Origin of the sequence: Thalassobius sp. MITS945101, from assembly GCF_047123305.1 — a bacterium.
In the GTDB taxonomy this organism is placed as follows: Bacteria; Pseudomonadota; Alphaproteobacteria; order Rhodobacterales; family Rhodobacteraceae; genus Thalassobius.
The window spans coordinates 3,439,214-3,464,978 of record NZ_CP138918.1; the positions used below are offsets into that span (position 1 = coordinate 3,439,214).

A 25,765-nucleotide genomic window follows, 5' to 3' on the forward strand; every position below is an offset into this window, starting at 1 on the left:
GACCCGACCTAGGCCGCCGGCCAGGTCCATGTGGTTGCCCCCATCACATCCCCCAGTTGCCAGTCCACCTTGGGGCTGTCGGGTTGTTCATTGTGACAGGTCACACAAGGGGCCACAGCGGCGATATCAGGATACATGGCGATCCGTCCGATCCCCGCATTACTGGAAAACACTGGGGCGCGGGTCGTCTTGACCTCAGCGAACTGAGTGGCTTGTGCCCCGCTGAACAGGTTTGAGGCGTTGATCGGTGCATCTGAGCCAAGGTAAAGCCCCAGTTGCGGCGGCATGGCCTCCAGCTTCTCGGCCATAAGGCGCAGAAACAGGGCCGGCAGCGGTCCCGCCTCGACATCCGGTTCCTGCCAGTCTTCGTCAAACTTCAGGCCGGCCTTCAGCCCCGCCCCAACAATTTCACGGGTATAGACATTGCGGGCGGCCTGATTGATCGCATTGGCACTGTCAAACAGCACCTGCACCGGCCGTTCACATTGCGCCTTGTTCTGCACAGCAGCCTCGGCCAGCGGCGGCGGCGCTGTCACAAATAGGTAGACCCCAAGGCAGGATAGCCCGCCGATCAAAGCAATTCGGAAAGACGTGAGCGGGATCATGGCTGTTTCCCTTCATAGGATTTGAATGCGCCAAATGGATCCGCGCCGCCCTGTAAATAGGGCCGAATGTCCTGCGCCGACAGGCCCTCGGCCAGTTTGGTCGGCACCGTATAGCGATGATTGCCGTGATAATCATGGCAGGTCAGGCAGCTTTCCCATTGCGCGGCCGCGATCAGGGAATGATGCGGCACCTCCACCGGATCGGACTTCAGTCTCAAGTCCTCATGGCAGGCGGCGCAAAATCCCACCTCGGCGGTCACCATCTGGCGTTTGTGTTCGGCGTGACAGCCCAGACAATCCTCTGCCGCCACATGTTCCAATGCGGCGCGAAACCGGGGTTCGCGGAACCTGTAGATCGGGTGGCGTTCATTGGGACGGGCGTGGCAGTCCAGACATTGCGCCGAGGCCACGGCGCGATAGCCGAAATCCACCGGCGTGTCGCGCCGTCCCATCCAGTAGCGCAGCTGCGCCTGCAGCTGCTGCCGCACCGTGCCAGCGGCCTGCTGATGGCAGTCGCGACACTGCAACCCTGCGTGTTGGGACAGCGTGGGCCCATGGGCCAGCATCTTCTGGCTGTCCGGTCCCGTCAGGGCAATGCCCGCCATTACCATCGAGGGCATAATCGCAAGAAAAGCAAAGAGTCGAATGTTATGCGCTTTGGGCAGAGGCATGTTGATCCTCCATAATCAGGACAATCAATTCATCCGAAATTTCGCCTCAAAGTTTCAATAAAGACCTTAACAATTGGTTAACGTGCGCAATTTGATTCAAGCAAAATACACCTTTGTCTTTGCGCCAAAGAAAAAGGGCCGCCCGAAGGCGACCCTTTGAATTCTGTCCTGCAATGCAGGAAGCGAATTAACGCTTCGAGAACTGGAACGAACGACGTGCTTTGCGGCGGCCGAACTTCTTACGTTCAACAACACGCGAGTCGCGGGTCAGGAAGCCAGCGGCTTTCAGGGCGCCACGCAGCGAGGGTTCGTACAGCTGCAGGGCTTTCGAAATACCGTGCTTAACCGCACCGGCCTGACCGGTCAGACCGCCGCCTTTAACGGTGGCGTATACGTCGAACTCACCTTCAACGCCGGCAACCTGGAACGGCTGGCGCAGGATCAGCTGCAGAACGGGACGTGCAAAGTAGACGTCCTGGTCTTTGCCGTTCACGATGACCTTGCCGGAACCCGGCTTGATCCATACGCGGGCAACAGCGTCTTTACGCTTGCCGGTGGCGTAGGCGCGGCCCAGTTCGTCACGAACAGGCTCACGGTTTACTTCAACTTCAACGGCTGCTTCGGCAACGTCGCCAGCAACTGCGCCCAGCTCTTCGAGCGAATTGATTTGATCAGTCATCGATTAGCTCCGGGTGTTCTTCGAGTTCATGGACTTCACGTCCAGAACTTCGGGGGCTTGGGCTTCGTGCGGGTGCTCTGCACCAGCGTAGACGCGCAGGTTGGTCATCTGCTTGCGGCTCAGGCGGTTGCCCGGCAGCATGCGCTTGACGGCTGCGGTCACAACACGCTCAGGATAGGCGCCTTCCAGGATCTGACCCGCGGTGCGGTGCTTGATGCCGCCCGGGTGACCGGTGTGCCAGTAGTATTTCTTGTCCGAGCGTTTTTTGCCCGACAGCTGGATCTTGTCAGCGTTGATGACAATCACGTTGTCGCCCATGTCCATGTGAGGAGTGAAGGACGGCTTGTGCTTGCCACGCAGACGCATGGCGACGATCGAGGCAAGACGGCCCAGCACCACGCCTTCGGCGTCGATGATGATCCATTTCTTCTCGATGTCTGCCGGAGTAGCAGAGAAGGTTTTCATCGCGGGAGTACCCTTGTTCAGTGATGGAAATAGGGCAAACCCCGATTTCCGAATTCGATTGCGGGGTTATACAGCGCCTATTTTCACGGTCAACAGCACTTAAGCGGTTTTAATCGTTTAAAATCAGACGCTTGCAAATTAGGTATTAAAATACCCCACAAAACACACCCCGAAAAACCGCCGCTAGACCCCAATCTCTTCGCGCGGATTGTCCAGCAGCTCGGCCAGCCGCACAATGCCGTCTTCAAACCGCGCCGGATCCACCATGCCGTTGACACCGATCCGCACCGCATGCGGCGCACGGCCATCGCGCAGGATAAAATCCTCGGCGCTGCGCACCAACACACCCCGGCTTTCGGCGGCATGCACAAAGCTGGAGGTGCGCCAGCCATAGGGCAGTTTCAGCCATAGAAGCGGCACATCTTCGTTCCAGGACACGTCATGGCCGCCCAGATGGTTCACCGCCGTGCGCACCAATTCATTGATCCGCACCCGCACCTTGGCCGCAACGCTGCGCAACCGGGGATCTTCGAGGAAACGGTACGCCAGGTCGCTCAGCGGTGGGGCCAGACCAAAAGAGTTGAAATGCGCCGTCCGCTCCAGATCCGGTACAAAGGCCTTGGGGGCCACTACATAGCCCACCCGCAACGCCGGCGACAGCGCCTTCGAAAGCGATGAGATATACCAGCCGCGATCCGGCAGCAGGGTGTAATAGCTCTCGGCCCGATGGGTGCCGATGGCGTAGCAGTCATCATCGACAATATGCAGATCCAGACGGCGCGCCATTTTGGCAATCTCGCGCCGCCGCCGGTCCGAAGTGAAACGCACCGTGGGATTGTTGACCTCGGATGAGGTGCAAAACAGCTGCACCCCCTCTTCGCGCACCAGCCGCTCCAGATGTTCGACCACGGGGCCTTCTTCGTCTGTGTCCACCGCAACAACCCGCGCCCGACACAGGGCCGCTGCGCGTCGGAAGCCCGTGTAGGTAAGGTCCTCAACTGCCACCACGGGCTCCGGTCCTTTCAGCACCGTCTGCATCACAAGGATCAGCGCATGCTGCGCCCCGTGGGTCAGCACCAGCTCCTCTGCCGTGAAAGCCCCAATCGGCAGGTCCGACATCCAGCGCCGCATCGCGCGACGCAGCGGCAGATCCATCGCCCGGCTGGGATAGCTGAGAAGATCGCGGGAATTGATCTGATCCGCCGTCTTCTGCATTGCGTCGCGGATCATGTCGCTTTGCCCCATATCAGGCAGCAAGGGGCTGCGCAGACTCAGCATCTGCGGCCAGTCATGTGAGGGATCACTCTGCGCACCGCCTTCGGCCACAAAGGTGCCACGGCCCACACCGGCACTCAGCACCCCCTCTTCGGTCAGCAGCGAATAGGCCCGTGCCACCGTGCCCGGCGTCACCGACAGCTGATAGGCCAGCTCTCGCACCGGCAGCAGCTTCTGCCCCGATTCCAGTGCGCCGGTCGCAACCCCGTCACGAATGGCGTTTGCCAGCGCTTTGTACTTGGAACGCCCCGCTTCCGCGAGGTCGGGTAGCCAATTTGTATCCATTACAATGTTTCCCTAGACGCATTGTGTCGAGAATTGTATCACTCCACTCATAGGTAAATCGCCTAATTGTGTCAATACAATCACAACACATTCGGAGTTACATACGAGGATAGCCCCATGATTCAGCAAAGCAGACCAACGATCTCTGATGTCATTTCCTATGAGCTGGGCCGCGGCACCCCGATCGCGGCTCAAGTGGCACTTGGCTTTGCTGTGGTGGTGACCAAATGGCATTGCCGATATCGCACGCGCAAGGCGTTGAAAACGCTGCCCGATCACTTGCTTGCAGATGTCGGTTTGTCACGTGACGTGGCTTATACGGAGGCCCGTCGCCCGTTCTGGCGTGTATGACATTCCCCGTCCGCGCCTGGACGTTACTGGGGCCGAGGAGCAATCCTCGGCCTTTTTTCGTGTATCAGGCCTGAGACGATGTCGGTTTGACCCGCCGATACCGCAGCGCCAGAAAACGCGCCTCATAGAAGCGGAAGCTGAACTCGGCCATTGCCATCGATATTGCCGCATAGGCACCCAGCACCAGCCAGGGGCTCGACATTCCCAAAGCCGTCAGCCCGGTGACCGCGATGTGCAACCCGATGAGATGATAGAGGTAGAGCCCGTAACTCACCTGCCCCACCCGCACCATCGGTGCGGCCCGCAAGAGCGGCGTCAGAACTGTCTTTTCCTGCTGCACCAGGGCACTGAGAAACAGGGTCATGCTGAGATGCAGCAGCAGGTTGGGCCCTCCCAACAGATCTCGTGGCAGCACAAATAGCGCCAGAATCACCCCGCACCCCCAGACCAAAGCCGCACCGCGCGCACCGGTCAGACGCCAAAGCGCCGCAAAGCCAGCCCGCCGGTCCAGCACCAGCGCCAGAGCCGCCCCCATCAGAATAGGCGCATAGGTGGCATTGGGCAGCGCAATCCAGAGATCCCCCAAAGCAAAGGCCGCAATACCCAAAGGCGCCAACAGCCCCATTGCGCCCGCGACATTCAACGCAATCAGCGCACACAACACAGGCAAAACCCAACGACGTGGCAGCACAAGTAGCGCCGCCGGCCAAAGCAGGTAGAACTGCTCCTCCACCGCCAAGGACCAGGTGGGGTCCAGCAGCGGCACATGTTCGGGCAGGAAATTGGCCATGAAAAACAGATAGTAGGGTAACAGGCCTAACAGGTCATAGTTGCCTTGCAGCCCCCCGAAATAGCCCACCGCAAAGCCAACAACCAACAGATAGACCGGCAGGATCCGCAAGGCCCGCCGCCAGTAAAAGCCTCTCAGCGAAAACCGCCCCTTGGCGCGCTCTTCCCGCAGCAACAACGTGGTGATCAGAAACCCGCTGAGGACAAAAAACAGATCCACCCCCACAAAACCGCGGCTGGCAATCAGAAACCGGTCAGACAGCAGGGGCATCAGCGGCGAGTGGTGCCAAAGCACAGCCAGGATCGCCAGCGCCCGCACCCCGTCCAGATTGCCGAAATGCCGCCGCGTGCGATACGCCTCAAACGCCTGTGGTGCCTGCAAATTCTCTCTGCCCATGCCTGCCTGCCCTTTTGGCGCAAGACTGGCACGGGGGCCGGATCGGATCAACCACCGCTCAGCGAGGCGGAATCGAATAGGTCATCGAGGCCCGCGCCACCGGCTGCGCCATCCCTTCCGAGAACAGCAGGACGTCGCCCACAGCCAAAACCTTGCCCAGCTTCAGCAACCGGCATTCGCCGATCAGATCCACTCCCGAAGCGGGTTTGCGCATGAAATCGAGGGAAGAGTTGGTGGTCACCGCCAGCGCTTTGGGGCCAATCATCGCCATCACCGCCAGATAGACCGAAACATCCGCCAAGGCGAACATCGAAGGCCCGGACACCGTGCCGCCGGGACGCAGATGCTGCTCGCCAATGCGCATCCGCACTTTGACCCGCATGTCCGCCAGCTCTTCGATGACAAAATCATCTTTGACCTGCGGAAACACCTCCCCAACAAAGGCCTGCAACTCTTCTGCGGTCATTTTCAACGGCATATCTTCCCTCCCGGCCCCTTGCGGCCTTCCCTCTGACGGTCTTGCCGCCTAGAGTTGCCGCGACCGGGTGAGGAGAACAAGATGGCGATTTTGGAACGTAGCGACACAAATGCGGTGGCGCATCTGCAATTGAACCATCCCGAGAAGCTCAATCCCCTAAGCGATGAGATGCTGGCGGCGTTACAAGGGGAGTTTGACGCCCTGCGCGAAGACCAGACCATCCGCGCCATTGTGATTTCCGGGGCGGGCAAAGCATTTTGTGCTGGTCATGACCTGAAACAGATGACCGCCGCCCGTCAGGCAGAGGACGGCGGACAGGCCTATTTTGCCGACCTGTTTGGCCGTTGCGCCACCATGATGCAGTCGATCAAGACCCTGCCCCAGCCGGTGATCGCCCAGGTCCACGGCATCGCCACTGCGGCGGGCTGCCAGCTGGTGGCCAGCTGTGACATGGCGGTGGCGGCCGAAGGCACGCGATTTGGCGTGAACGGGGTCAACATCGGCCTGTTCTGCTCGACCCCGATGGTGGCGCTCAGCCGCAACATTCCGCGCAAACAAGCTTTTGAAATGCTGACCACCGGTCGGTTTCTTTCCGCCGAACGGGCTGAGGCGCTGGGGCTGGTGAACCGCGTGGTGCCTGCCGCAGATCTGGCCACGGAAACCAAAGCCCTGGCCGAGATTGTGGCGGCCAAACTGGGGGCGGCGGTGAAAATTGGCAAAGAGGCCTTTTACCAGCAACTCGAAATGGGTCTGGCCGAGGCCTATGCCTATACCGGCGACGTGATGGTGCAGAATATGCTCTACCGTGACACCGAAGAAGGCATTGCCGCCTTCCTGGAAAAACGTGACCCTGACTGGTCGCAATAACCTTGCCGCTGACGCCCCGCCGTTAACCAATGTTTCCAAAAACGATCCAGACTTTTTCACAGTGACCACTTTCCTGCCGCATTTTCGCCTGCTATCACCTGAATTGAGGCCAGACTTTGGCCTCTTGATCATGCGAGCATGGGTCGCCGTCGGCGTCTACTCTCTCACAGCTGGGTTCTCTCCGGCTGCCGATCTGCCAGAGCGAGACCTTTTGGATCTCCCGGCGCAGGCGACCCACGCAACCTTCCCTGAACCAAATCTAAGCGAAGTGCTGCTGGGGCAGAAACTGTTCTATGACCCGATCCTGTCGGGCAACCAGACCATTGCCTGCGCCACCTGCCATCATCCCAGCCTTGGCACATCGGATGGGATGTCCCTGCCGATCGGCGACGGCGGCATTGGCCTCGGCCCCGACCGCACCCTGCGCCCGGGCGAAACCGTGGCCGCCCGTATTCCCCGCAATGCGCCAGCCCTGTGGAACCTTGGTGCCGACAGCTTTGAGGTGATGTTTCACGATGGTCGGCTGGCGCGCGATGCATCCGCGCCTTACGGGTTTACCATGCCGGAAGGGCGTGATTTGCCCGGTCCTGTCGACTCGCTCCTTGCAGCGCAGGCGTTGCTGCCGGTGCTCTCAGCGGATGAAATGGCGGGACATCCCGACGAAAACCCGGTGGCAGATGCAGTGGCCGCCGATGATCCTGCCAAGGCCTGGGGTCAGCTGGCGGGCCGGATCAACGGGAACACCGAATATCGCATTCTTTTCAATGCAGTAAACGGCGAAGAAAAGGTGGAAATCACCGACATTGCCAACGCCCTCGCCGCCTTCATTGCCTATGAGTTCCGCGCCATCAACAGCCCGTTTGACCGCTATCTGGCGGGCGACGACACAGCGATGAGCCCTGCTGCGCAACAGGGCATGGCGCTGTTTTACGGCAAGGCGGGCTGCGCCGGATGCCATGCCGGGCTGCTGCAAAGCGACCAGCAATTTCACGCCATCGGCATGCCCCAGATCGGCCCCGGCAAAGGCGGTGAGATTGCCTATGCCGACACCGGCCGCCACCTTGTGACAGGCGAAACCGTGGATTTTTACCGTTTCCGTACACCTTCGCTGCGCAATGTTGCGCTGACAGCACCTTATGGGCACGCCGGTGCCTATCCTGACCTGGTGTCCGTCATCCTGCACCATATGGCACCGGTCGACAGCCTGATGACCTATGACCGCAGCCGCGCCCGTCTGCATCCCCTGCCGCTGAATGATTTCGCCGCCCTGGACGATGAGGTCGAACTGTTCGACATTGCCGCCGGGATCGAACTGGCCACGATTGATCTGCAAGAGGCAGAGATCCGCCAGATCCTTACGTTCCTGAACGCGCTGACGGATGCGAATGCCGCCAAAGGCCGCCTTGGCGTGCCCGACAGTGTGCCCTCCGGCCTACCGGTTGAGCGTTAACAGCCACGCAACCTTGCTGAATACAGGTTAACATCAAGGCATCCCGACGCCTTCCCGCCGATCCCCCTTCCCAAAGTCCGCATTCTGCCCTACATCGCCCCCATGGATAAGAGATTGCATATCGTTGGCGGCGGCATGGCCGGGTCCGAGGCGGCCTGGCAGGCTGCAAACATGGGTGTTGAGGTGGTGCTGCATGAGATGCGCCCAGAGGTGGGAACCTTTGCGCATCAAACCGGCAACCTGGGGGAAATGGTCTGTTCGAACTCCTTCCGTTCGGATGACCATGAACAAAACGCTGTTGGCCTCTTGCATTGGGAAATGCGCGCCGCAAACGGGTTGATCATGCAGATGGCGCAAAAACACCGTCTGCCCGCCGGTGGTGCATTGGCTGTGGACCGCGATCCCTTTGCCGAAAGCGTCACCGAGGCGCTGACGGAGCACCCGAATATCTCGGTCGAATATGGTGAAATCACCGAACTGCCCGACGATGGCACCTGGATCTTTGCCACCGGCCCTCTGACCTCCGCCAAACTGGGCGAAGCGATTCAAGCCGAAACCGGATCGGAACGCCTGGCGTTTTTTGATGCAATTGCCCCCATCGTCTATGCCGAGTCGATCAATATGGACGTGGCCTGGATGCAATCGCGCTACGACAAAGGCGAAACCGAGGAAGAGCAGAAAGCCTACCTCAATTGCCCGATGACCAAGGACCAGTATGAGGCGTTCATCGACGCGCTGATGGCGGCCGACAAAACCGAATTCCACGAAGGCGAAACCGCCGGCTATTTCGACGGCTGCCTGCCGATCGAGGTCATGGCGGAACGCGGCCGTGAAACCCTGCGCTTTGGCCCGATGAAGCCAGTTGGCCTGACCAACCCGCATGATCCGGACAACAAACCCTACGCCGTGGTGCAGCTGCGCCGCGACAACGCTTTGGGCACGCTGTTCAACATCGTTGGCTTCCAGACCAAGATGAAATACGGCGCCCAGACCGAAGTGTTCAAGATGATCCCGGGCCTGCAGGACGCCAGCTTTGCCCGCCTTGGTGGCATCCACCGCAACACCTTCCTGAATTCGCCGACGTTGCTGGATGACCAGATGCGGCTGAAATCCCGCCCCAACATCCGTTTCGCCGGTCAGGTCACCGGGGTTGAGGGCTATGTGGAAAGCGCCGCCATGGGCCTCTTGGCCGGTCGTCTGGCCGCGGCAGAACTCCTTGGCAAAAACCTGCAAACCGCGCCGCAGGACAGCGCCATGGGCGCGCTGATCCACCACATCACCGGCGGAGCCGAGGCCAAGACCTTCCAACCGATGAATGTGAACTTCGGCCTGTTCCGCCCTGTTGAAGGGTTGAAAGGCGGGCGTCGCGGTCGCAAGGATCGTTACAAAGCCTACACCGACCGCGCCAAAGTCGTTTTCCAGGAATGGCTTGACGGCCAAAGCTAAGGTTTCCCCATGCCCTTCGTGACCCGGTTCGCCCCCAGCCCAACAGGGCCGCTGCATCTGGGTCACGCCTATTCTGCGCTGCTGGCCTCGGACCGGGCGCAGGCCGCTGGCGGGCAGTTCCTCTTGCGGATCGAAGACATCGATCAAAGCCGCGCCCGCCCCGCGTGGGAGACGCAGATCTATGAGGATCTGCATTGGTTTGGCCTCCGCTGGCCCACACCTGTGATGCGCCAGTCAGATCGCCTACCACAGTATCGCGCGGCCCTGCAAAACCTCTGGGAACGCGGGCTGCTCTACCCCTGCCAATGCAATCGGCGCGATATCCTCGCGGCCGTCTCCGCCCCGCAAGAAGGCGCAGACCCCGCCTATGGTCCCGACGGCCTAATCTATCCCGGCACCTGCCGCCACCTCAATCGCCCGCAGGACATGCCCGCTCAGGCACTACGCCTCAACATCGCCAGTGCGGCCGAGGCCATCGGCCCCGCCCCCCTGTGCTTCACCGAAACCGGGGAACACCCCGCCACACATGAGATTCCCGCGCAGCAGCTGATCGAAACCGTGGGGGACATCGTGCTGGCGCGGCGTGACATGGGCACCTCCTACCACCTCTCGGTGGTGCTGGACGATGCCGCGCAAGGCATCACCGAAGTCACCCGCGGCGCCGATCTGTTTGACGCCACCCAAATCCATGTGCTGCTGCAACGCCTCTTGGACTTGCCAACGCCCCGCTACCACCATCACCGACTGATCCGCGACGACGTTGGCAAACGGTTGGCCAAACGCGACGACGCCCGCGCCATCGCCAAATACCGCGCAGACGGCGCCAGCCCCGGCGACATTCGCCAGATGGTCGGGCTCTGAGCGCGTTTCTTCTTGGTCACAATATCCTGGGGTGAGCCGCAGCGCGGCGAGGGGCAAAGCCCCTTATGCCTCACCAGTTGCCACAGATCACACCATCGGCGTCATCAGCTCCACCGTTTCCCCTTCGCGCACGGCTGTGTAAAAACAGCTGCGGCGGTTGGTGTGGCAGGCCGGGCCCGTCTGTTTGACCAGCACCAGAATGCAGTCCTGATCGCAGTCATAGCGAAAATCCACCAGCTCCTGCACATGGCCCGAGCTTTCCCCCTTCACCCAGAAACCTTGGCGCGACCGTGACCAATAGGTCACCTTGCCGCTCTCCAACGTGCGGGCGACCGATTCTGCGTTCATCCAGGCCATCATCAGCACCTCATGGGTCTCGGCATCCTGCGCGATGGCGGGGATCAGCCCGTTGGTGTCATACTTTAGTGTCGCGGCATCAAAACCCATGGTAAAAACCTTTTGCATCTCCGGTTCAGCCCCCTATCTATGGGGAACGCAAGCAAAGGAAAAGCCATGTCCGGTGAGACCGACCTCATCAAGCTCTATTCTGCCCGCATTCTGGAACTGGCCGCCGATATTCCGCATATCGATGAGCTGGACAGTCCCGATGCCACGGCCAAACGCCGCTCGCCGCTTTGTGGGTCCACGGTGACGGTGGAGATTGCCCTAAATGACGGCAAGATTGCTGCGTTTGGTCAGGACGTGAAGGCCTGCGCCCTGGGTCAGGCGGCGGCCTCGGTTGTGGGGGCGGCGGTGATTGGCACCGACCGCGCCACCATTGAACGTGGTCGGGACCAGTTGAAAGAGATGCTGAAGAACGAAGGCCCGGTGCCGGACGCGCCTTTTGACGGGCTGGAGGTGCTGATCCCGGCGCGGGAATACAAAAACCGCCATGCCTCAATCATGCTGGTGCTGGAGGCCACGCTGGAAGCCTTCGACCAAGCGTTGGAACGCAGCTGCGCCTAAGCAATTTCTCCATTGACCAAACAGAAGCGCCCCAACGGGCGCTTTTCTTTTGCCATCGACATTCCCCGCACAAAAAAAGCCGCCGCACATCCAAAGGGATGGCGGCGGGTAAAGTCGCTTGATCGTGGCAGTTCCGGCACCTCAGAGGGAGAGGCAACTCCCTAAAGACCCTATTGGGACAGGCAGGTCAGCGGCGCCCTGAATGGGGATAAAGAACGCAGCAAGGCACCGGCACGAACAGGCAGGCAGAAACAGAAAATGAGGGCAGGCCTAGGCCAGAAGTGGCAGATGCAGACCGATCACAAACATCACAACCAGCGCAGCAGCACCGATAGTGTCTGCCAACAGAGTGTCCTGAGACCGTTGGATCGTGGCTTTGATATCGCGGATCATGTCGTGTTCTCCCTTCCCTCACCTTTGTTGCCGCTTTGTTCTCATATCGAGCGAGTCGGGTAAAGAACTTTTTGAGAACATTTGTGAACAAAATGTTCTCATCTCCGTGAGCGAGAGCTTAACCCACTGAAATCAAACGAATTGCCTGATCCTGTTCCATCAGCCACAACAGAACACGGGCCGCCTTGCCCCGGTCGCTTTCCAGTGTCGGGTCATCATTCAACAGTTTGCGCGCATCGCTTTGCGCCACCGCCATCAAGGGGGCCTGCCGTTCCAGATCAGCCACGCGGAACCGTGGCAAACCGGACTGAGCCGTTCCGATCAGATCGCCCGAGCCGCGCATTTCCAGATCCACCTCCGCAATGCGGAAACCGTCCTCCGTCTCGCGCAGCGAGGTCAGGCGTTTCTCACCGGTCTCATTCAACGGCGCCTGGTAGAGTAGCAGACAGGTCGATTCCGCCGCGCCACGGCCAACACGGCCCCGCAGCTGGTGCAACTGCGCCAGACCAAAGCTTTCGGCGCGCTCAATCACCATGATCGTTGCATTAGGCACATTCACCCCAACCTCGATCACCGTGGTTGCCACCAGCACATTGGTCTTGCCGGCAACAAAATCTGCCATCGCCGCGTCTTTGTCTGCCGGGGGCATCTGGCCATGCACCAGCCCCACCACACCTTCGCCCAGCACGGCGCGCAGGTGTTTGAACCGTTCATCCGCAGCGGTGAGATCCATGACCTCACTTTCCTCGACCAAAGGACAGACCCAATAGGCCTGTTTCCCTTCTTGCACCGCTTTGTGCAGGTGGTTCACCACCTCGTCCATACGTCCGGTAGAGACCATCGCCGTCTTGATCGGCTTGCGCCCCGGCGGTTTCTCATCCAGCACTGACACATCCATGTCACCATATTGCGCCAGTGCCAGCGAGCGTGGGATCGGCGTTGCGGTCATCACCAGAACATCCGCGCCTGCGCCCTTCTTGCCGAGCTCCAACCGTTGCCGCACCCCAAAGCGATGCTGTTCATCCACCACGGCAAGGCGCAGGTCCTGAAATTCCACGTCCTTCTGGAACACCGCATGGGTGCCGACCAACATTTGAATGTCGCCACGCGCCAATGCTGCAAGTTTGGCGGTGCGTTCTTTGCCCTTGTCTCGCCCGGTCAGCAGTTCCAGCACCACGCCCGCATCTTCCGCCAGCGGCTGGAGCCCCTCCATATGCTGACGGGCCAGAATTTCGGTCGGGGCCATCATCACCCCCTGCCCACCCGCCTCTACAGCGGTCAAAAGCGCCATGAAGGCCACCAGCGTTTTACCGGCGCCCACGTCACCCTGTAGCAGCCTGTTCATCTTGGTGGGTGCCGCCATATCGGCCTGAATCTCGGCAATGGCGCGGCTTTGCGCCCCTGTCGGCGTATAGGGTAAGGCGGCCAGAACCTGCGCCTGTTTTGCGCCCGTGCCACGTGTCACCATACCCTGCGCCCGCCGCAACTGCGACCGCGCCAGCGCCAGGGTCAACTGATGCGCCATCAACTCATCATAGGCCAACCGTTCCCGCGCCGGCGCAGTGGCCTGCAAATCCTCCGGCGCTTCGGGCTGATGCGCGGCCTGCACAGCAGCGGCCCAATCCGGCCAACCCGCCTGTTTTTTCTGCTCTGGATCGATCCACTCCGGCAGATCCGGCACCCGCGTCAGGGCCGAGGTCACCGCCTTGCCCATCTGTTTCAGACTGACGCCTGCGGTCAGCGGGTAAACCGGCTCAAAACTCGGGATGTCACTGGCCTCTTCCAGCGGCAACATGTGATCGGGATGGACCATCTGCGCCACCCCGTCAAACAGCTCTACCTTGCCCGATACCACCCGCCGCGCGCCTTCCGGCAACACAGATTGCAGGTAGTTGCTGCGGCCATGGAAAAACACCAGCTGGAACGTGGTCTCAGCATCCTCCACCGTGATCCGGTAGGCGCCGCCGCGATTGCGCGCCGGCTTATGTGCCCCCACCGAGACCTCTACCGTGATCACCTCGGGCAGGATTGCGCCCTGTACCGTAGGCCGTGCCGTGCGATCTATCCCGCTGTGAGGCATGTTAAAAATCAGATCACGCGGCCGCGATACATGCAGCCCCGCAAAGTTCTGTGCGGTCTTCGGGCCAACGCCTTCCAGCGTCTCCAGATCCGCAAACAGCGGATAAAGCTGTTCGGGACGGCCGCTCATAACCCTGCGATCAGCTCCAGCCAGCCATCTTCATCGATGGTCTCAATGCCCAGATCCGCCGCCTTCTTGGCCTTGGAGCCCGCGCCGGGTCCCGCGACCAGAAGGTCGGTTTTCTTGCTCACAGAACCGGCCACCTTTGCCCCCAGTTTTTCGGCGGTCGCCTTGGCCTCATCCCGGCTCATCTTTTCCAACTTGCCGGTGAAGACCACGGTTTTGCCTGCGACCGGGCTCTCGGCAGAGGGCGCTTCGGGCGGGATGATGGTGAGCGACGCCACCAGCCGGTCAATCGCAGCGCGTTCTTCGGGGTTGGCAAATGCATCCGTCAGCGACAGGCCAACCGTGGCGCCAATGCCGTCGATGGCAATCAGATCCTCCCACGCAGCAGCGGCATTTGCTGGGACCTCACAGTCGGTAATGGCCAGATCGCGGGTTTCCTTGATCTTGGCACGACGGCCTGCGGTCTTGGCTGCCAGACGCTCCTCTTCTTCGGCCAGATCGGCCTGCCGGAACGCCAGCGCCGCCGGACGGGCGCGATCTGCGGTCTCCGCCAGCTTGTCCCACTCGAGGAAGTGCAGCGCCAGATCTTTGGCTGCGGTTTCCCCAACATGTCGGATGCCCAAAGCAAAAAGCATTTTGCCAAAGGGAATTGTGCGTTTTTCTTCAATCGCCTGGAACAGGTTGCCCGCGCTTTGCTCGCCCCATCCGTCGCGATTTTTCAGACGCGCCAGGGTCTCACCATCACGCACCTGCAAAGAGAAAATATCGGCAGGTTCCCGGATCGGCAGCACCGCATCATTGTAAAACATCTCAATCTGTTTGGCGCCCAGACCTTCGATATCGAATGCCTTGCGCGCAACAAAATGTTTCAGTTTCTCAACCGCTTGCGCCGCACAGATCATGCCGCCGGTACAGTAGCGCACCGCGTCACCCTCTTCCCGGATGGCCGGAGACTGACAGATCGGGCAGGCTTCGGGGAACTCATAGGGGGCGGCATCCTCGGGCCGCTTGGTGAGATCCACATCCGCCAGTTTCGGGATCACATCGCCCGCGCGGTAAACCTGCACCCAATCGCCAATGCGGAAATCCTTGCCGTCGCGGATCTGCTCGCCCTTGGAATCGCGGCCGCGGATGTAATCCTCATTGTGCAGCGTTGCATTGGACACCACCACGCCGCCCACGGTGACGGGGGCAAGCCGTGCCACCGGCGACAGGGCGCCGGTGCGCCCGACTTGGATGTCGATCGCCTCAAGCCGGGTCCAGGCCAGCTCGGCCGGGAATTTATGCGCGATGGCCCACCGCGGCGTGGTTGAGCGGAAGCCTAGCCGCGCCTGCAGATCAAGGTCATCGACCTTGTAAACCACCCCGTCAATGTCATAGCCCAGACCCGCCCGCTGCTGTTCGATGCTGCGGTAATGGTCAATCAGCTCTGCCGTGCTGTTGCAAAGTTTGGTGAGCGGATTGGTTTGAAACCCAAGGTCCGCCAGCCGGTTGATCGCCCCCATCTGCGTTTCTGCCAGCGGCGTCGACAGGTCCCCCCAGGCATAGGCAAAGAACCTGAGCGGCCTGTCGCGAGTGATCTCGGCATTCAACTGACGCAGGGAGCCTGCGGCCGCGTTGCGTGGGTTGGCAAAGGGTTTGCCGCCGCGTTCCGCCTGCCGCTGGTTCAGCGTCTCAAAATCGGTGTGGCTCATGTAAACCTCACCGCGTACCTCCAGCACCTCCGGCGCATCGGTCAGCTGCTGCGGGATGTCGGCAATGGTCAGCGCATTGGCCGTGACGTTTTCGCCAACTTCCCCGTCACCGCGGGTGGCGGCCTGCACCAGCCGCCCCTGTTCGTAACGCAGCGAGAGCGACAGACCGTCAATCTTGGGCTCTGCGGTGAAGCGGATCGCGCGGGCGTCCTGGCCCAGAAACTTGCCGATCTGGGTGGCGAAATCCGCCACATCCTGATCCTCAAAAGCATTGCCAAGGGAGAGCATGCGGACCACATGGGTGATCTTGCCAAAGCCTTCTGCTGCGACGGCGCCAACCTGATCACTGGGCGAGTCGGCCCGTTTCAGCGCAGGAAACCGAGCCTCTATCGCGGCGTTCCGCCGCTTCAGCGCATCAAAATCCGCATCCGATATCTCTGGCGCGTCCGCCCCGTGATAGGCCGCATTTGCAGCGGCCAGAACCTCTGCCAGCCGCGCCAGTTCTGCGCGCGCCTCCCCCTCGGTCAAATCTTCCACCGCGGTTGTCGCCTGCGTTTTCGCCTGATGATCGGTCACATTCCCACCCTCTGGACGGCGCGACGTTCGCGCCTTGTTCACCTTTTCCAAGTGATAAGACGCAGACCGCCCAAGGTCCAGAGGTCCCGTTCATCGAACGGGCGGCTAAGCCTCCAACGCCAGGGTTTCCGGCCCCATCAAAGCAGGATCAGGATCGCGCAGAACATAGCCACGGCCCCAGACCGTTTCGATATAGTTGTCGCCGCCCGTCGCCTTACTGAGTTTCTTGCGCAACTTGCAGATAAACACATCGATGATTTTCAGTTCCGGCTCATCCATGCCGCCATAGAGATGGTTCAGGAACATCTCTTTGGTCAGCGTGGTGCCTTTGCGCAGCGAGAGCAGTTCGAACATTTGATATTCCTTGCCGGTCAGATGCACGGTCTTGCCGCCCACCTCAACGGTTTTGGCATCCAGGTTCACATGCACCTTGCCGGTGCGGATCACCGATTGCGAATGGCCTTTGGAGCGCCGGATGATAGCATGGATCCGCGCCACCAATTCATCCCGATGAAACGGTTTCGTCAGATAGTCATCCGCCCCGAATCCAAAGCCTTTGATCTTGCTTTCCGCATCGTCGGAGCCGGACAGGATGAGGATCGGGGTTTCCACCCGTGCCAGCCGCAGCTGGCGCAGCACCTCATGGCCGTTCATATCCGGCAGGCCGAGGTCCAGCAAAATCAGGTCATAGTCATAAAGTTTGGCAAGATCGATCCCCTCCTCCCCGAGGTCCGTCGTATAGACGTTCAGGTTGGCATGGGTCAGCATTAATTCGATACTTTTCGAGGTCGAGGGATCGTCTTCCACCAGCAGGATGCGCATATCCGTTCTCCGAAAATCAGTACAATAAAACCAACTTGGCTGAAAAAGGTTAATCACGCGTTATCAACGCAAGAAAAAGATAGATCACCACTCAAGGTTGTCGATACTTTTTTATCTTGGTGGTTTTCAACGCCCCGATCCCGTGCTTGCCCATAGCAACCAGCCACTCCTGAAATTCCGCCTCGCTCAACCCGTAGGTTTCCAGCGCCTCTTCCTGTGTGAGCAGGCCATAGAGCACCCCCCGCACCACCGCCGCCTTGCGACTGGCGACCCAACGTGTGGTGCCAGAAGGAGGCAAATCCGCGCGGGTCATATGGGTGCCATCCGGCAGGGTAACGGTGCGCGGCCCGTCGAGTTTTTTCAGATACATCTTGCGGCTCCTCGGTGCTGGACCGACAGAATTGCGCAAGTCACTTAATAAGCGGTGAAACGCCCCCTTGAGAGTATCTGCAATTTTCCTATATTCTCGCAGTCTTTCCTAAGGAGTCGTGAACGATGCTGGATGAAAACAGCGGCCTGAACTCATTGGGCTTTGCCAAGCCCCCGTCTGATACCCGCGTGGTCGTCGCCATGTCGGGTGGTGTGGATTCCTCGGTCGTTGCAGCGCAGCTGGCAGAGGAAGGCTATGACGTGGTCGGCGTGACCCTGCAGCTCTATGATCATGGCGCGGCCCTGGCAAAAAAAGGGGCCTGTTGTGCCGGCATCGATATTCATGACGCGCGTCGCGTGGCGGAAGAGATGAACTTCCCCCACTATGTACTTGATTATGAAAACATCTTCCAGGAAGCAGTGATCGATGAATTTGCCGACAGCTACCTGGGTGGCGCCACGCCGGTGCCCTGTATTCGCTGTAATGAACGGGTGAAGTTCAAAGACCTCTTGGAAACGGCCAAGGATCTTGAGGCCGACTGTATGGCCACCGGCCACTACATTCAGCGCAAGATGGGCGCCAACGGCCCCGAGCTGCACAGCGCCGAAGATGCCAACCGTGATCAGAGCTATTTCCTGTTTTCGACCACACCGGAACAGCTGTCTTACCTGCGTTTTCCGCTGGGTCATCTGCCTTCCAAGGACGCCACCCGCGAGCTGGCCGCGAAATACGGGCTGGCTGTTGCGGACAAACCAGACAGTCAGGATATCTGCTTCGTTCCAAACGGAAATTACGCCTCGGTGATTGAAAAGCTGCGCCCCGGTGCTGCGGAACCGGGGGAGATTGTGCATGCCGACGGGCGGGTGCTGGGCACACACGATGGCGTGATCCACTACACCATTGGTCAGCGCCGCGGCCTTGGCATCGGGGGCTTGAGCGAGCCCCTTTATGTGGTGAAACTGGACGTGGACAACAAACATGTGGTTGTCGGCCCCAAAGAGATGCTGGCGACCCGGACCATACCTGTCAGGGAAATCAACTGGTTGGGCGACGAAGCTTTCACCTCGCGTGAGGAATGGCACCTACAGGTTAAGGTGCGGTCCACCCGGCCACCGCGTGATGCGATCCTCCGTCCGATCTCGGAAACCGAGGCCGAAGTCGAATTGCTGACCCCCGAAGAAGGCGTCAGCCCCGGTCAGGCCTGCGTGTTCTACGCGGGCGAAGGCAGCCGGATTTTCGGCGGCGGCTGGATTTGGCGCGGCGTCTAAGGCGATGATCTGAAAAGAAAAGGCCGGGGGTATTTCCCGGCCTTTTTCACTTCGGGCCAGACAGCCCCTGACGCTCAGGAGGCATGCCAGAGCGCACCACCTGTTCCACATGCGCCGCCAGACTTTTGCGGTTGGGGAAATCGTCCACCCGAACCGGATCGTGGTAAATCACCTCAACCGACCCCTGCCGGCGTGCGGCCAGCGTCTTTAGCAGATGGGTGCCAAAATCCATGTCACCCCACCAGCCATAGAACCGCGGATCCTCACCCTCAGGGGCGCGGTAGATCACCGTCACCGGCTGAATGTGCATCTCATGCCGCAAGTGATCATGAAAGAACGCCTGAAAGAGCGTTGATTTAAAAGGCAAAACCTGAAGGCCATCCGTCGATGTTCCTTCTGGGAAAAACAAGAGCTTATGCCCCGCCAGCAGCCGTTCTTCGAACACCTGTTGTTGGAGTTTGGCGTCTTTGGGATCGCGGCGAATAAACACGGTGCCGGTTGCCCGCGCCAGCCAGCCAATACCGGGCCAACCCGCCACTTCGGCCTTAGAGACAAAATACACCCGCTTGCGGGAGTTCAACGTGAAAATATCCAGCCAGGAGGCATGATTGGCGACCACAGCGCCCTTTTCCGCCATGCGCGCGCCATGGGCCCGATGAGGCATTTGCAGGATGCGGAACGCATTGCGGCAGACAAACTGGGTGATATGCGGCGTCACCGGCCGATGCAGCCCGTAAAACGGCCGCTCCATCATCCGCACCAGCAATAGGATCAGCAACCCGCCAAACACCAGCGCGCCCAGCGTCAGCCCGCGCAACGCAGCCCGCAGCCAACCCGCCAGAGAGATCCGTTCTGCAGCGGGTTCTTCGGGCTTCTCCCACTTTACACTCACCGCGCAACCTCTTTGGTATAAATGTTTTTCTGCTTTGCGTTCATCCGCTCAGTGTCCATGATCAGGCACACATCTGTGGTGTTAAACGCGTGATCCACATAGGCGCCTTCGCCCACGAAACCACCAAGCCGCAGATAGGCTTTGATCAACGAGGGCACCTGCACCATAGCGGCGCGCCGGTCCAGCGCTTCGGGGGCCACACGATCCATCGCCGCAAAATGCGCCGGTTGCGCGATGACGCGCAAATCGGTTGGCGCCAGATGGTTGTGATGCAACATCGACAATGGCTGGGCCAGGGCCTCCAGATCGGTGCCGTGGAAACTGGCAACGCCAAACAGGATCTCAATCTCATGCTCCAACACATAAGCCGCCAGGGCATTCCACAGATGATACATCGCCGCCCCACCGCGATACTCTGCATCCAGACAGGAACGACCTAATTCCAAAAGCTTACGACCCGAAGCTTTCAACGGCGAGAGGTCGTATTCATCCTCGGAATAGAACTGACCGGCGGCCTCTGCCTGATCATCGCGCAGCAGGCGGTAAACGCCGACAACCTGATCGCGGATGTCATCGCCGCGGGCATGGTCCAGCAAAATCAGGTGGTCAAAATACGGATCAAACCGATCCTGCTCCAACCGGGCAGTATGATCCACCATTGTGCCACCACCGCCCAGTTCTTCGACAAAAACGCGATACCTGAGGTGCTGCGCCGCGCGCAGCTCCGCCTCTGTCTCCACCAGTTTTGCCGAAAATTCCGGCTGCCCCATCCCTTTGCCCCCGAGATCGCCTGTATTTACAGCGGTTTTATCAGGCAGAGGACCTAATGCAAGCTTGGCTCGAAAACTTGTTTTCACAACCCAAAAAACGATCTAGGGTTGTAAATCGTTGGGTTTACCAATTTCTAACCAGTCTCAATCAATAAAATACAAAGCAATCAGATCTACTCAAACACGGGCATCAATTCGATTCGGTTACCATCAATCACCACTTTACCGGCGTCGGGGAAGTTCACCGTAACCTTGCCACCGATGTTGGATTGCACCTGCCCCACGCCCCAGTCGGGCTGACCGGGGTGGCGCACGCGCATGCCGGGTTCGAGATAGGAATTCAGATTTGTCATGACACGTCCAATCAGGGGGGGGGAATCAAAGATGGACCATAACCAAGAGCTGGCGCAGCTGATAGGGTCGCGCATCTGCCACGATCTGGTCAGCCCGATTGGCGCCATAGGCAACGGGCTGGAACTGATGCAAATGACCTCGGGGGCGTTAAGCCCGGAGATGAGCCTTATTCAGGAGAGCCTCGATCATGCCAATGCACGGATCCGGTTGTTTCGTCTGGCTTTCGGTCGTGCAACGGCGATGCAGCAGATTGGCGCGTCAGAGATTTCCGGCCTGTTGGCGGATATCGGTCGTACCGGGCGGGTGAGCTACCACTGGAACGGGCCAAACGCCGCACCGCGCACCGAGGTACAGGCGGTCTGTCTGGCAGCTATGTGTCTGGAACGGTGCCTGCCCTACGGCGGGCGCATCCAGATCACCAACGAAGGCAGCTGTTGGCACCTCACGGCGGACGGGCGCAAACTGCTCTGGGATGCGGAGACCTGGCAGGCATTGATCGCGATGGAGACCGTACCGGAAGCGGCCAATGAGGTGGAATTTGCGCTGTTGCAAAATGCCCTGCATCGGCTGGGGCGCAGGCCGGTGGCAGAATGTTTCGCCACATTGGTCAGCCTGCGCTTCTGATCTGTCTGGGATTACGGGCGGGTGGTGCCGTCGCCAACCACCAGATATTTGAAGCTGGTCAGCTGCGCCGCCCCCACCGGGCCTCGGGCGTGCATTTTTCCGGTGGCGATGCCAATCTCAGCCCCCATGCCAAATTCGCCGCCATCGGCGAACTGGGTTGAAGCGTTGCGCATCAGGATCGCACTGTCGAGACGTTCAAAGAACCGATCGGCCACTGCGTCGTCTTCGGTCAGCACACAATCGGTGTGGCTGGAGGAATAGGCGCGGATATGGGCGATGGCCCCATCGACATCCTCGACCACTTTGGCGGCAATGATACTGTCGAGGAACTCCTTGCCCCAATCCTCATCGGTTGCCGCCAAGGTGCCTTCCAGTTGCAGACCTGCGCCCGCGTGCACCTCAACCCCGGCCTCAACAAGCGCGCGGATCAGATCAGCGCCCAGCCCATCGGCAATATCGCGGTGGATCAGCAGACATTCCGCAGCGCCACAGATACCGGTGCGGCGGGTCTTGGCGTTCAGCACAACATCCAGCGCCTTTTGCGGATCTGCAGCCTTATCGACGTAGATGTGCACGATCCCTTCCAGATGCGCAAAGACCGGCACGCGGGCTTCGCGCTGCACCAGCCCCACCAGACCTTTGCCGCCACGGGGCACGATCACGTCCACATGGTCCGTCATGGTCAGCAATTCCTGTACCGCCGCCCGGTCACGGGTCGGCACCAGTTGGATGGCGTCTGCGGGCAGGCCTGCGGCCTTCAGGCCTTCGACCAGACAGGAATGGATCATACCGGAGGAATGGAAGCTTTCCGAGCCCCCCCGCAGGATCACCGCATTGCCCGATTTCAGGCAAAGCGCCCCAGCATCCGCGGTCACATTGGGACGGCTTTCGTAGATCACACCGATCACACCCAGAGGCGTGCGCACGCGGCGAATGTTCAGACCCGAGGGCCGGTCCCATTCGGCCAGCACCTCGCCCACGGGATCATCCTGCCCGGCCACATTGCGCAGACCGTCCACGATGCCCTGAATACGCGCCTCATCCAGCATCAACCGGTCCATCATCGCGTCCGACAGGCCTTTATTGCGGCCAAACTCCAGATCTTCGGCATTGGCGGCAATGATCTCGGCCCGCTTGGCCCAGACAGCATCGGCGGCGGCTTCCAGCGCCTGCTGGCGCTGTGCGGTTGGCGCGAAACCCAGCTCTGCTGCGGCGGCCTTGGCGCGCTGGCCAAGCTCTTGCATCATTGCGGGGATGTTATCGCTGTCTTTCATGAGATCATTCCGTTTTTGCAAAACAGGGTTTCGGTTATTTCAAGCTAACGTCTGCGCCGTCAAAGCGCCATATCATCGCGGTGGATCAGCGCCGCCCGGCCTGGATAGCCCAGCAATGCTTCAATGTCTTCGGAGCGGTGGCCTTTGATCTTGCCGGCCTCAGCCGCAGTGTAGCGCGCCAACCCTTGGCCCAGTTTATGGCCCTTGCTGTCCAGGATCGCCACTGGATCCCCACGCCCGAAGGCGCCCGAGACCAGAGAAACACCGGCCGGAAGCAGGCTTTTGCCGGTGGCCAGCGCATGCGCGGCGCCGTCATCCACCATGATGTCGCCTTTGGGCTTCATCGAAGCAATCCAGCGTTTGCGCGCCTGCTGCGGGTCAACCAACGCAGTGAACCAGGTGGCATTTGCCCCCTGTTCCAACGCTTGCAACGGTCGGATGACCGAGCCTTCGGTGATCGCCATGGCGCAGCCCGCCTTGGTGGCGGTTTTTGCCGCCATCAGCTTGGTGATCATGCCACCTTTGGACAGGCCGGAAACGCCGTCGCCCGCCATCGCCTCGATCTCGGGCGTGATGGTGTCGATCACGTCATAGCGGTGGGCCGAGGGATCAACCTGCGGGTTGGCGGAATAGAAGCCGTCCACGTCGGACAGCAAGATCAGCTGATCCGCGCCCACGGTCACGGCGACCTGCGCGGCCAGACGGTCATTGTCCCCGTAGCGGATTTCATCAGTGGCGACGGTATCGTTTTCATTCACGATCGGCACCACGCCAAGGCTGACCAGCTGTTCCAAGGTGGCGCGGCTGTTGAGGTAACGGCGGCGGTCGGCGCTGTCTTCCAGCGTCACCAAAACCTGCGCGGTGGTGATGCCAAAGGGCGCCAGCACCTCTTCATAGGCGCGGGCCAGACGGATCTGGCCAACTGCTGCAGCGGCCTGCGATTGCTCCAGCGCCAAATCGCGGGCTGGCAGGCCCAGCACGCCACGCCCCAAAGCAATGGAGCCGGAGGAGACCAGAACCACGTCGATCCCCTGCCCTTTGAGCCAGGCCACATCTTCGGCCAGTCCCTGCACCCAATCGGCGCGCAGCTGGCCCGTCTTGCGATCAACCAGAAGCGCTGATCCAATCTTGATGACCAGCCGCTTCGCCTGTTTTAGGGATGCCACTGCTCTTCCTCACCCTCTTGGGCCAGTTTTTCCTGTTTGATCCGCAGCCGGTTGTCATCGATCTGCGCCCGCAGTGCCCGCAGCACATCTTCGGTGCCTTCCTGAGACACACCGGACATCAGCATCACAGGCCCGCCAACAACGGCCTCCAGCTCTTCCTTGAGGAAGGCGCGTTCTTCGTCATCCAGCGTGTCGATCTTGTTCAGCACGGTGATACGAGGCTTATCCGCCAGACCTTCGCCGTAGGCCTCAATCTCGCCAATGATGGTTTTGTAATCTTCCAGCAATGTGCCCGAAGACCCGTCCACCAGATGCAGAAGCGCGGCGCAGCGTTCAACGTGGCCCAGGAACAGATCGCCCAGACCACGGCCTTCCGAGGCGCCTTCGATCAGGCCGGGAATATCCGCGACCACAAATTCGGCCCCATCCACGCCCACAACACCCAGGTTCGGGTGCAAAGTGGTGAAGGGATAATCCGCCACCTTGGGGCGCGCGTTCGAGGTAGCCGACAGGAAGGTAGACTTGCCTGCATTGGGCAGGCCCAGCAGGCCCACATCCGCAATCAGCTTCAGTCGCAGCCAAAGCGTCCGATCCACCCCTTCCAGACCGGGGTTTGACCGCCGCGGTGCCTGGTTGGTGGAGGATTTGAAGTGCAGGTTGCCCCAGCCGCCGTTGCCGCCTTTTGCCAGCAGAAAACGCTGCCCCAATTCGGTCATGTCGGCAATCACAGTTTCCTGATCTTCATCAAGGATTTCAGTCCCGACAGGCACCCTCAGGATAATATCGCCGCCATCGGCACCGGTGCGCTGGTTGCCCATGCCCGGCCGACCGTTGTCTGCGAAGAAGTGCTGCTGATAGCGAAAGTCAATCAGCGTGTTCAAACCATCCACGGTTTCAGCCCAGACGGAACCGCCCGTGCCACCATCGCCACCATCGGGGCCGCCATATTCGATGTATTTCTCACGGCGAAAGCTGACACAGCCATTGCCGCCGGAACCCGAACGAATATAGACCTTTGCGAGATCAAGAAATTTCATATGTGTCTCCTATCGCAAAGGCCAGTGGATGTTCAACATGATGCGTCGAACATCCGCCCCTGCTCAGCCCTGTTTCTGGCTGTCGAATTTTTTCAGGTAGGTCCAGGTGGCCATATTGGCCCCGCGCGCGACCGAAAAGGTCTCGGCGTCCCCCAGATATTCAAAACCGCAGTTGGTCAGGACACGGGCCGAGGCCGGATTGTCCTGAAACACTTCGGCAAACATGGTTTCTGCCTGTTGCGGGTTGGCTTCGAGGATTGCGGCCACCGCAGCCGAGGCAATCCCGTTGTTCCAATGCGGCGGTGCCACCCAGAAGCTGATCTGGCTCTGGTTGCGGTCCATCTGTTCCAGCCCGATGAGGCCCATCACCTCGCAGCCGCCCACTTTGGTGCCATCAATGGCCCAAAGATCCTCGCTGCGTTCGTCATCGATGGCGCGATCGACAAAGGCGTCGATGGCCCCCGGCGGCAGCGGGTGCGGAATGGTGCGAGTGTTGCGCGCGACCCGCAGATCGGCGCTGTTCATCTCAATCAAACCTTTGTCCGACTTGCGCAAAGGGCGCAGGTCAAACCGTTCTGTTTCAATTGCCGCCTCCAGCGGCTGTACGTCGAGCATCATCGCGAATACTCCTCCGGTAATTTTGCGTCAGGCGGGGCATCCTTGGGTCTCCCCGTCCGGCCTCCTCAAACCTAGGTGGGGCAGATTATCCCCCTGACGTGTCAAACAGATGGCAA

The 25,765-nt window shown here is 60.1% G+C and carries 28 protein-coding genes; 8 read left to right on the forward strand and 20 right to left on the reverse strand.

What is annotated here, in order from left to right:
- Nucleotides 1-8: 8 nt before the first annotated feature.
- The 5 genes from SIC14_RS17010 to SIC14_RS17030 form a co-directional block, all read right to left on the reverse strand.
- Entirely contained in the window at nt 9-605 is a 597-nt protein-coding gene (locus SIC14_RS17010) for a DUF3365 domain-containing protein (RefSeq protein ID WP_412563098.1), read from the reverse strand.
- Nucleotides 602-1,276 carry a cytochrome c3 family protein gene (locus SIC14_RS17015; RefSeq protein WP_412563099.1) on the reverse strand — a complete coding sequence of 225 codons (675 nt, stop codon included), beginning with the start codon at nt 1,274-1,276 and terminating at the stop codon, nt 602-604. Before SIC14_RS17015 ends, SIC14_RS17010 begins: the two co-directional genes overlap by 4 nt.
- Nucleotides 1,277-1,463: 187 nt before the next feature.
- Nucleotides 1,464-1,955: a 30S ribosomal protein S9 gene (rpsI, locus tag SIC14_RS17020; protein WP_412563100.1), complete on the reverse strand. Its 492-nt coding sequence runs from the start codon at nt 1,953-1,955 to the stop codon at nt 1,464-1,466.
- 3 nt (nt 1,956-1,958) lie between these two features.
- Entirely contained in the window at nt 1,959-2,420 is a 462-nt protein-coding gene (gene rplM / locus SIC14_RS17025; protein ID WP_412563101.1) for a 50S ribosomal protein L13, read from the reverse strand.
- A 183-nt stretch (nt 2,421-2,603) separates the two neighbouring features.
- Nucleotides 2,604-3,980 carry a PLP-dependent aminotransferase family protein gene (locus tag SIC14_RS17030; RefSeq protein WP_412563102.1) on the reverse strand — a complete coding sequence of 459 codons (1,377 nt, stop codon included), beginning with the start codon at nt 3,978-3,980 and terminating at the stop codon, nt 2,604-2,606.
- 117 nt (nt 3,981-4,097) lie between these two features.
- Between SIC14_RS17030 and SIC14_RS17035 the strand changes: the two genes are divergently transcribed.
- The gene (locus SIC14_RS17035) at nt 4,098-4,331 is read left to right on the forward strand and encodes a DUF1127 domain-containing protein (protein WP_412563103.1); all 234 of its coding nucleotides are present in this window, start codon (nt 4,098-4,100) and stop codon (nt 4,329-4,331) included.
- A gap of 64 nt (nt 4,332-4,395) precedes the next feature.
- Here SIC14_RS17035 and SIC14_RS17040 read toward each other — a convergent pair whose 3' ends face one another.
- Together SIC14_RS17040 and SIC14_RS17045 are read right to left on the reverse strand one after the other, a co-directional pair.
- Nucleotides 4,396-5,517, reverse strand: coding sequence for an acyltransferase family protein (locus SIC14_RS17040; protein WP_412563104.1), 1,122 nt, complete (start codon nt 5,515-5,517; stop codon nt 4,396-4,398).
- Between the two features lie 58 nt (nt 5,518-5,575).
- Complete coding sequence (locus SIC14_RS17045) at nt 5,576-5,995, reverse strand: PaaI family thioesterase (RefSeq protein ID WP_412563105.1); 420 nt, start codon at nt 5,993-5,995, stop codon at nt 5,576-5,578.
- Nucleotides 5,996-6,076: 81 nt separating this feature from the next.
- Here SIC14_RS17045 and SIC14_RS17050 point away from each other — a divergent pair, with 81 nt between their 5' ends.
- From SIC14_RS17050 to gluQRS, 4 genes are all read left to right on the forward strand, one after another.
- On the forward strand, nt 6,077-6,862 hold the full coding sequence (locus tag SIC14_RS17050; protein ID WP_412563106.1) for an enoyl-CoA hydratase: 786 nt from the start codon (nt 6,077-6,079) through the stop codon (nt 6,860-6,862).
- Nucleotides 6,801-8,312 carry a cytochrome-c peroxidase gene (locus SIC14_RS17055; RefSeq protein ID WP_412563107.1) on the forward strand — a complete coding sequence of 504 codons (1,512 nt, stop codon included), beginning with the start codon at nt 6,801-6,803 and terminating at the stop codon, nt 8,310-8,312. The genes SIC14_RS17050 and SIC14_RS17055 overlap by 62 nt, the downstream gene beginning before the upstream one ends.
- A gap of 102 nt (nt 8,313-8,414) precedes the next feature.
- Complete coding sequence (trmFO, locus tag SIC14_RS17060) at nt 8,415-9,758, forward strand: methylenetetrahydrofolate--tRNA-(uracil(54)-C(5))-methyltransferase (FADH(2)-oxidizing) TrmFO (protein ID WP_412563108.1); 1,344 nt, start codon at nt 8,415-8,417, stop codon at nt 9,756-9,758.
- A 9-nt stretch (nt 9,759-9,767) separates the two neighbouring features.
- Nucleotides 9,768-10,619: a tRNA glutamyl-Q(34) synthetase GluQRS gene (gene gluQRS, locus SIC14_RS17065; RefSeq protein ID WP_412563109.1), complete on the forward strand. Its 852-nt coding sequence runs from the start codon at nt 9,768-9,770 to the stop codon at nt 10,617-10,619.
- An 87-nt stretch (nt 10,620-10,706) separates the two neighbouring features.
- On the opposite strand, the gene hisI is transcribed toward gluQRS, so the two are convergent.
- Entirely contained in the window at nt 10,707-11,084 is a 378-nt protein-coding gene (hisI, locus tag SIC14_RS17070) for a phosphoribosyl-AMP cyclohydrolase (RefSeq protein WP_412563110.1), read from the reverse strand.
- Nucleotides 11,085-11,132: 48 nt separating this feature from the next.
- Between hisI and SIC14_RS17075 the strand changes: the two genes are divergently transcribed.
- The gene (locus SIC14_RS17075; RefSeq protein ID WP_412563111.1) at nt 11,133-11,585 is read left to right on the forward strand and encodes an iron-sulfur cluster assembly scaffold protein; all 453 of its coding nucleotides are present in this window, start codon (nt 11,133-11,135) and stop codon (nt 11,583-11,585) included.
- Nucleotides 11,586-11,855: 270 nt separating this feature from the next.
- On the opposite strand, the gene SIC14_RS17080 is transcribed toward SIC14_RS17075, so the two are convergent.
- The 5 genes from SIC14_RS17080 to SIC14_RS17100 form a co-directional block, all read right to left on the reverse strand.
- The gene (locus SIC14_RS17080; protein WP_412563112.1) at nt 11,856-11,978 is read right to left on the reverse strand and encodes a hypothetical protein; all 123 of its coding nucleotides are present in this window, start codon (nt 11,976-11,978) and stop codon (nt 11,856-11,858) included.
- Between the two features lie 118 nt (nt 11,979-12,096).
- A complete protein-coding gene (gene recG, locus SIC14_RS17085) occupies nt 12,097-14,187 on the reverse strand; it encodes an ATP-dependent DNA helicase RecG (protein WP_412563113.1) in 2,091 nt (696 codons plus the stop codon).
- Nucleotides 14,184-16,454: an NAD-dependent DNA ligase LigA gene (gene ligA, locus SIC14_RS17090; protein ID WP_412563114.1), complete on the reverse strand. Its 2,271-nt coding sequence runs from the start codon at nt 16,452-16,454 to the stop codon at nt 14,184-14,186. Before ligA ends, recG begins: the two co-directional genes overlap by 4 nt.
- A 105-nt stretch (nt 16,455-16,559) precedes the next feature.
- Nucleotides 16,560-17,276: a response regulator transcription factor CtrA gene (gene ctrA, locus SIC14_RS17095; protein WP_412563115.1), complete on the reverse strand. Its 717-nt coding sequence runs from the start codon at nt 17,274-17,276 to the stop codon at nt 16,560-16,562.
- A gap of 91 nt (nt 17,277-17,367) precedes the next feature.
- Nucleotides 17,368-17,646 carry a DUF1153 domain-containing protein gene (locus SIC14_RS17100; RefSeq protein ID WP_412563116.1) on the reverse strand — a complete coding sequence of 93 codons (279 nt, stop codon included), beginning with the start codon at nt 17,644-17,646 and terminating at the stop codon, nt 17,368-17,370.
- Between the two features lie 125 nt (nt 17,647-17,771).
- Here SIC14_RS17100 and mnmA point away from each other — a divergent pair, with 125 nt between their 5' ends.
- Complete coding sequence (gene mnmA / locus SIC14_RS17105) at nt 17,772-18,914, forward strand: tRNA 2-thiouridine(34) synthase MnmA (RefSeq protein ID WP_412563117.1); 1,143 nt, start codon at nt 17,772-17,774, stop codon at nt 18,912-18,914.
- A 46-nt stretch (nt 18,915-18,960) separates the two neighbouring features.
- Here mnmA and SIC14_RS17110 read toward each other — a convergent pair whose 3' ends face one another.
- The 3 genes from SIC14_RS17110 to SIC14_RS17120 form a co-directional block, all read right to left on the reverse strand.
- Nucleotides 18,961-19,806: a lysophospholipid acyltransferase family protein gene (locus SIC14_RS17110; protein WP_412563118.1), complete on the reverse strand. Its 846-nt coding sequence runs from the start codon at nt 19,804-19,806 to the stop codon at nt 18,961-18,963.
- Complete coding sequence (locus SIC14_RS17115; RefSeq protein ID WP_412563119.1) at nt 19,803-20,576, reverse strand: GNAT family N-acetyltransferase; 774 nt, start codon at nt 20,574-20,576, stop codon at nt 19,803-19,805. Before SIC14_RS17115 ends, SIC14_RS17110 begins: the two co-directional genes overlap by 4 nt.
- A 173-nt stretch (nt 20,577-20,749) precedes the next feature.
- Nucleotides 20,750-20,929: a DUF3553 domain-containing protein gene (locus tag SIC14_RS17120; RefSeq protein ID WP_412563120.1), complete on the reverse strand. Its 180-nt coding sequence runs from the start codon at nt 20,927-20,929 to the stop codon at nt 20,750-20,752.
- Nucleotides 20,930-20,960: 31 nt separating this feature from the next.
- On the opposite strand from SIC14_RS17120, the gene SIC14_RS17125 reads away from it, so the two are divergent.
- Complete coding sequence (locus SIC14_RS17125; RefSeq protein ID WP_412563121.1) at nt 20,961-21,554, forward strand: histidine phosphotransferase family protein; 594 nt, start codon at nt 20,961-20,963, stop codon at nt 21,552-21,554.
- A gap of 11 nt (nt 21,555-21,565) precedes the next feature.
- Here SIC14_RS17125 and SIC14_RS17130 read toward each other — a convergent pair whose 3' ends face one another.
- From SIC14_RS17130 to SIC14_RS17145, 4 genes are all read right to left on the reverse strand, one after another.
- Nucleotides 21,566-22,828, reverse strand: coding sequence for a glutamate-5-semialdehyde dehydrogenase (locus SIC14_RS17130; RefSeq protein ID WP_412563122.1), 1,263 nt, complete (start codon nt 22,826-22,828; stop codon nt 21,566-21,568).
- Nucleotides 22,829-22,887: 59 nt separating this feature from the next.
- Nucleotides 22,888-23,994, reverse strand: coding sequence for a glutamate 5-kinase (proB, locus tag SIC14_RS17135; RefSeq protein WP_412563123.1), 1,107 nt, complete (start codon nt 23,992-23,994; stop codon nt 22,888-22,890).
- The gene (gene obgE, locus SIC14_RS17140) at nt 23,982-25,031 is read right to left on the reverse strand and encodes a GTPase ObgE (protein WP_412563124.1); all 1,050 of its coding nucleotides are present in this window, start codon (nt 25,029-25,031) and stop codon (nt 23,982-23,984) included. The genes proB and obgE overlap by 13 nt, the downstream gene beginning before the upstream one ends.
- A gap of 63 nt (nt 25,032-25,094) precedes the next feature.
- Nucleotides 25,095-25,649, reverse strand: a complete 555-nt coding sequence (locus tag SIC14_RS17145) for a GNAT family N-acetyltransferase (RefSeq protein ID WP_412563125.1) — start codon at nt 25,647-25,649, stop codon at nt 25,095-25,097.
- Between the last annotated feature and the right edge of the window lie 116 nt (nt 25,650-25,765).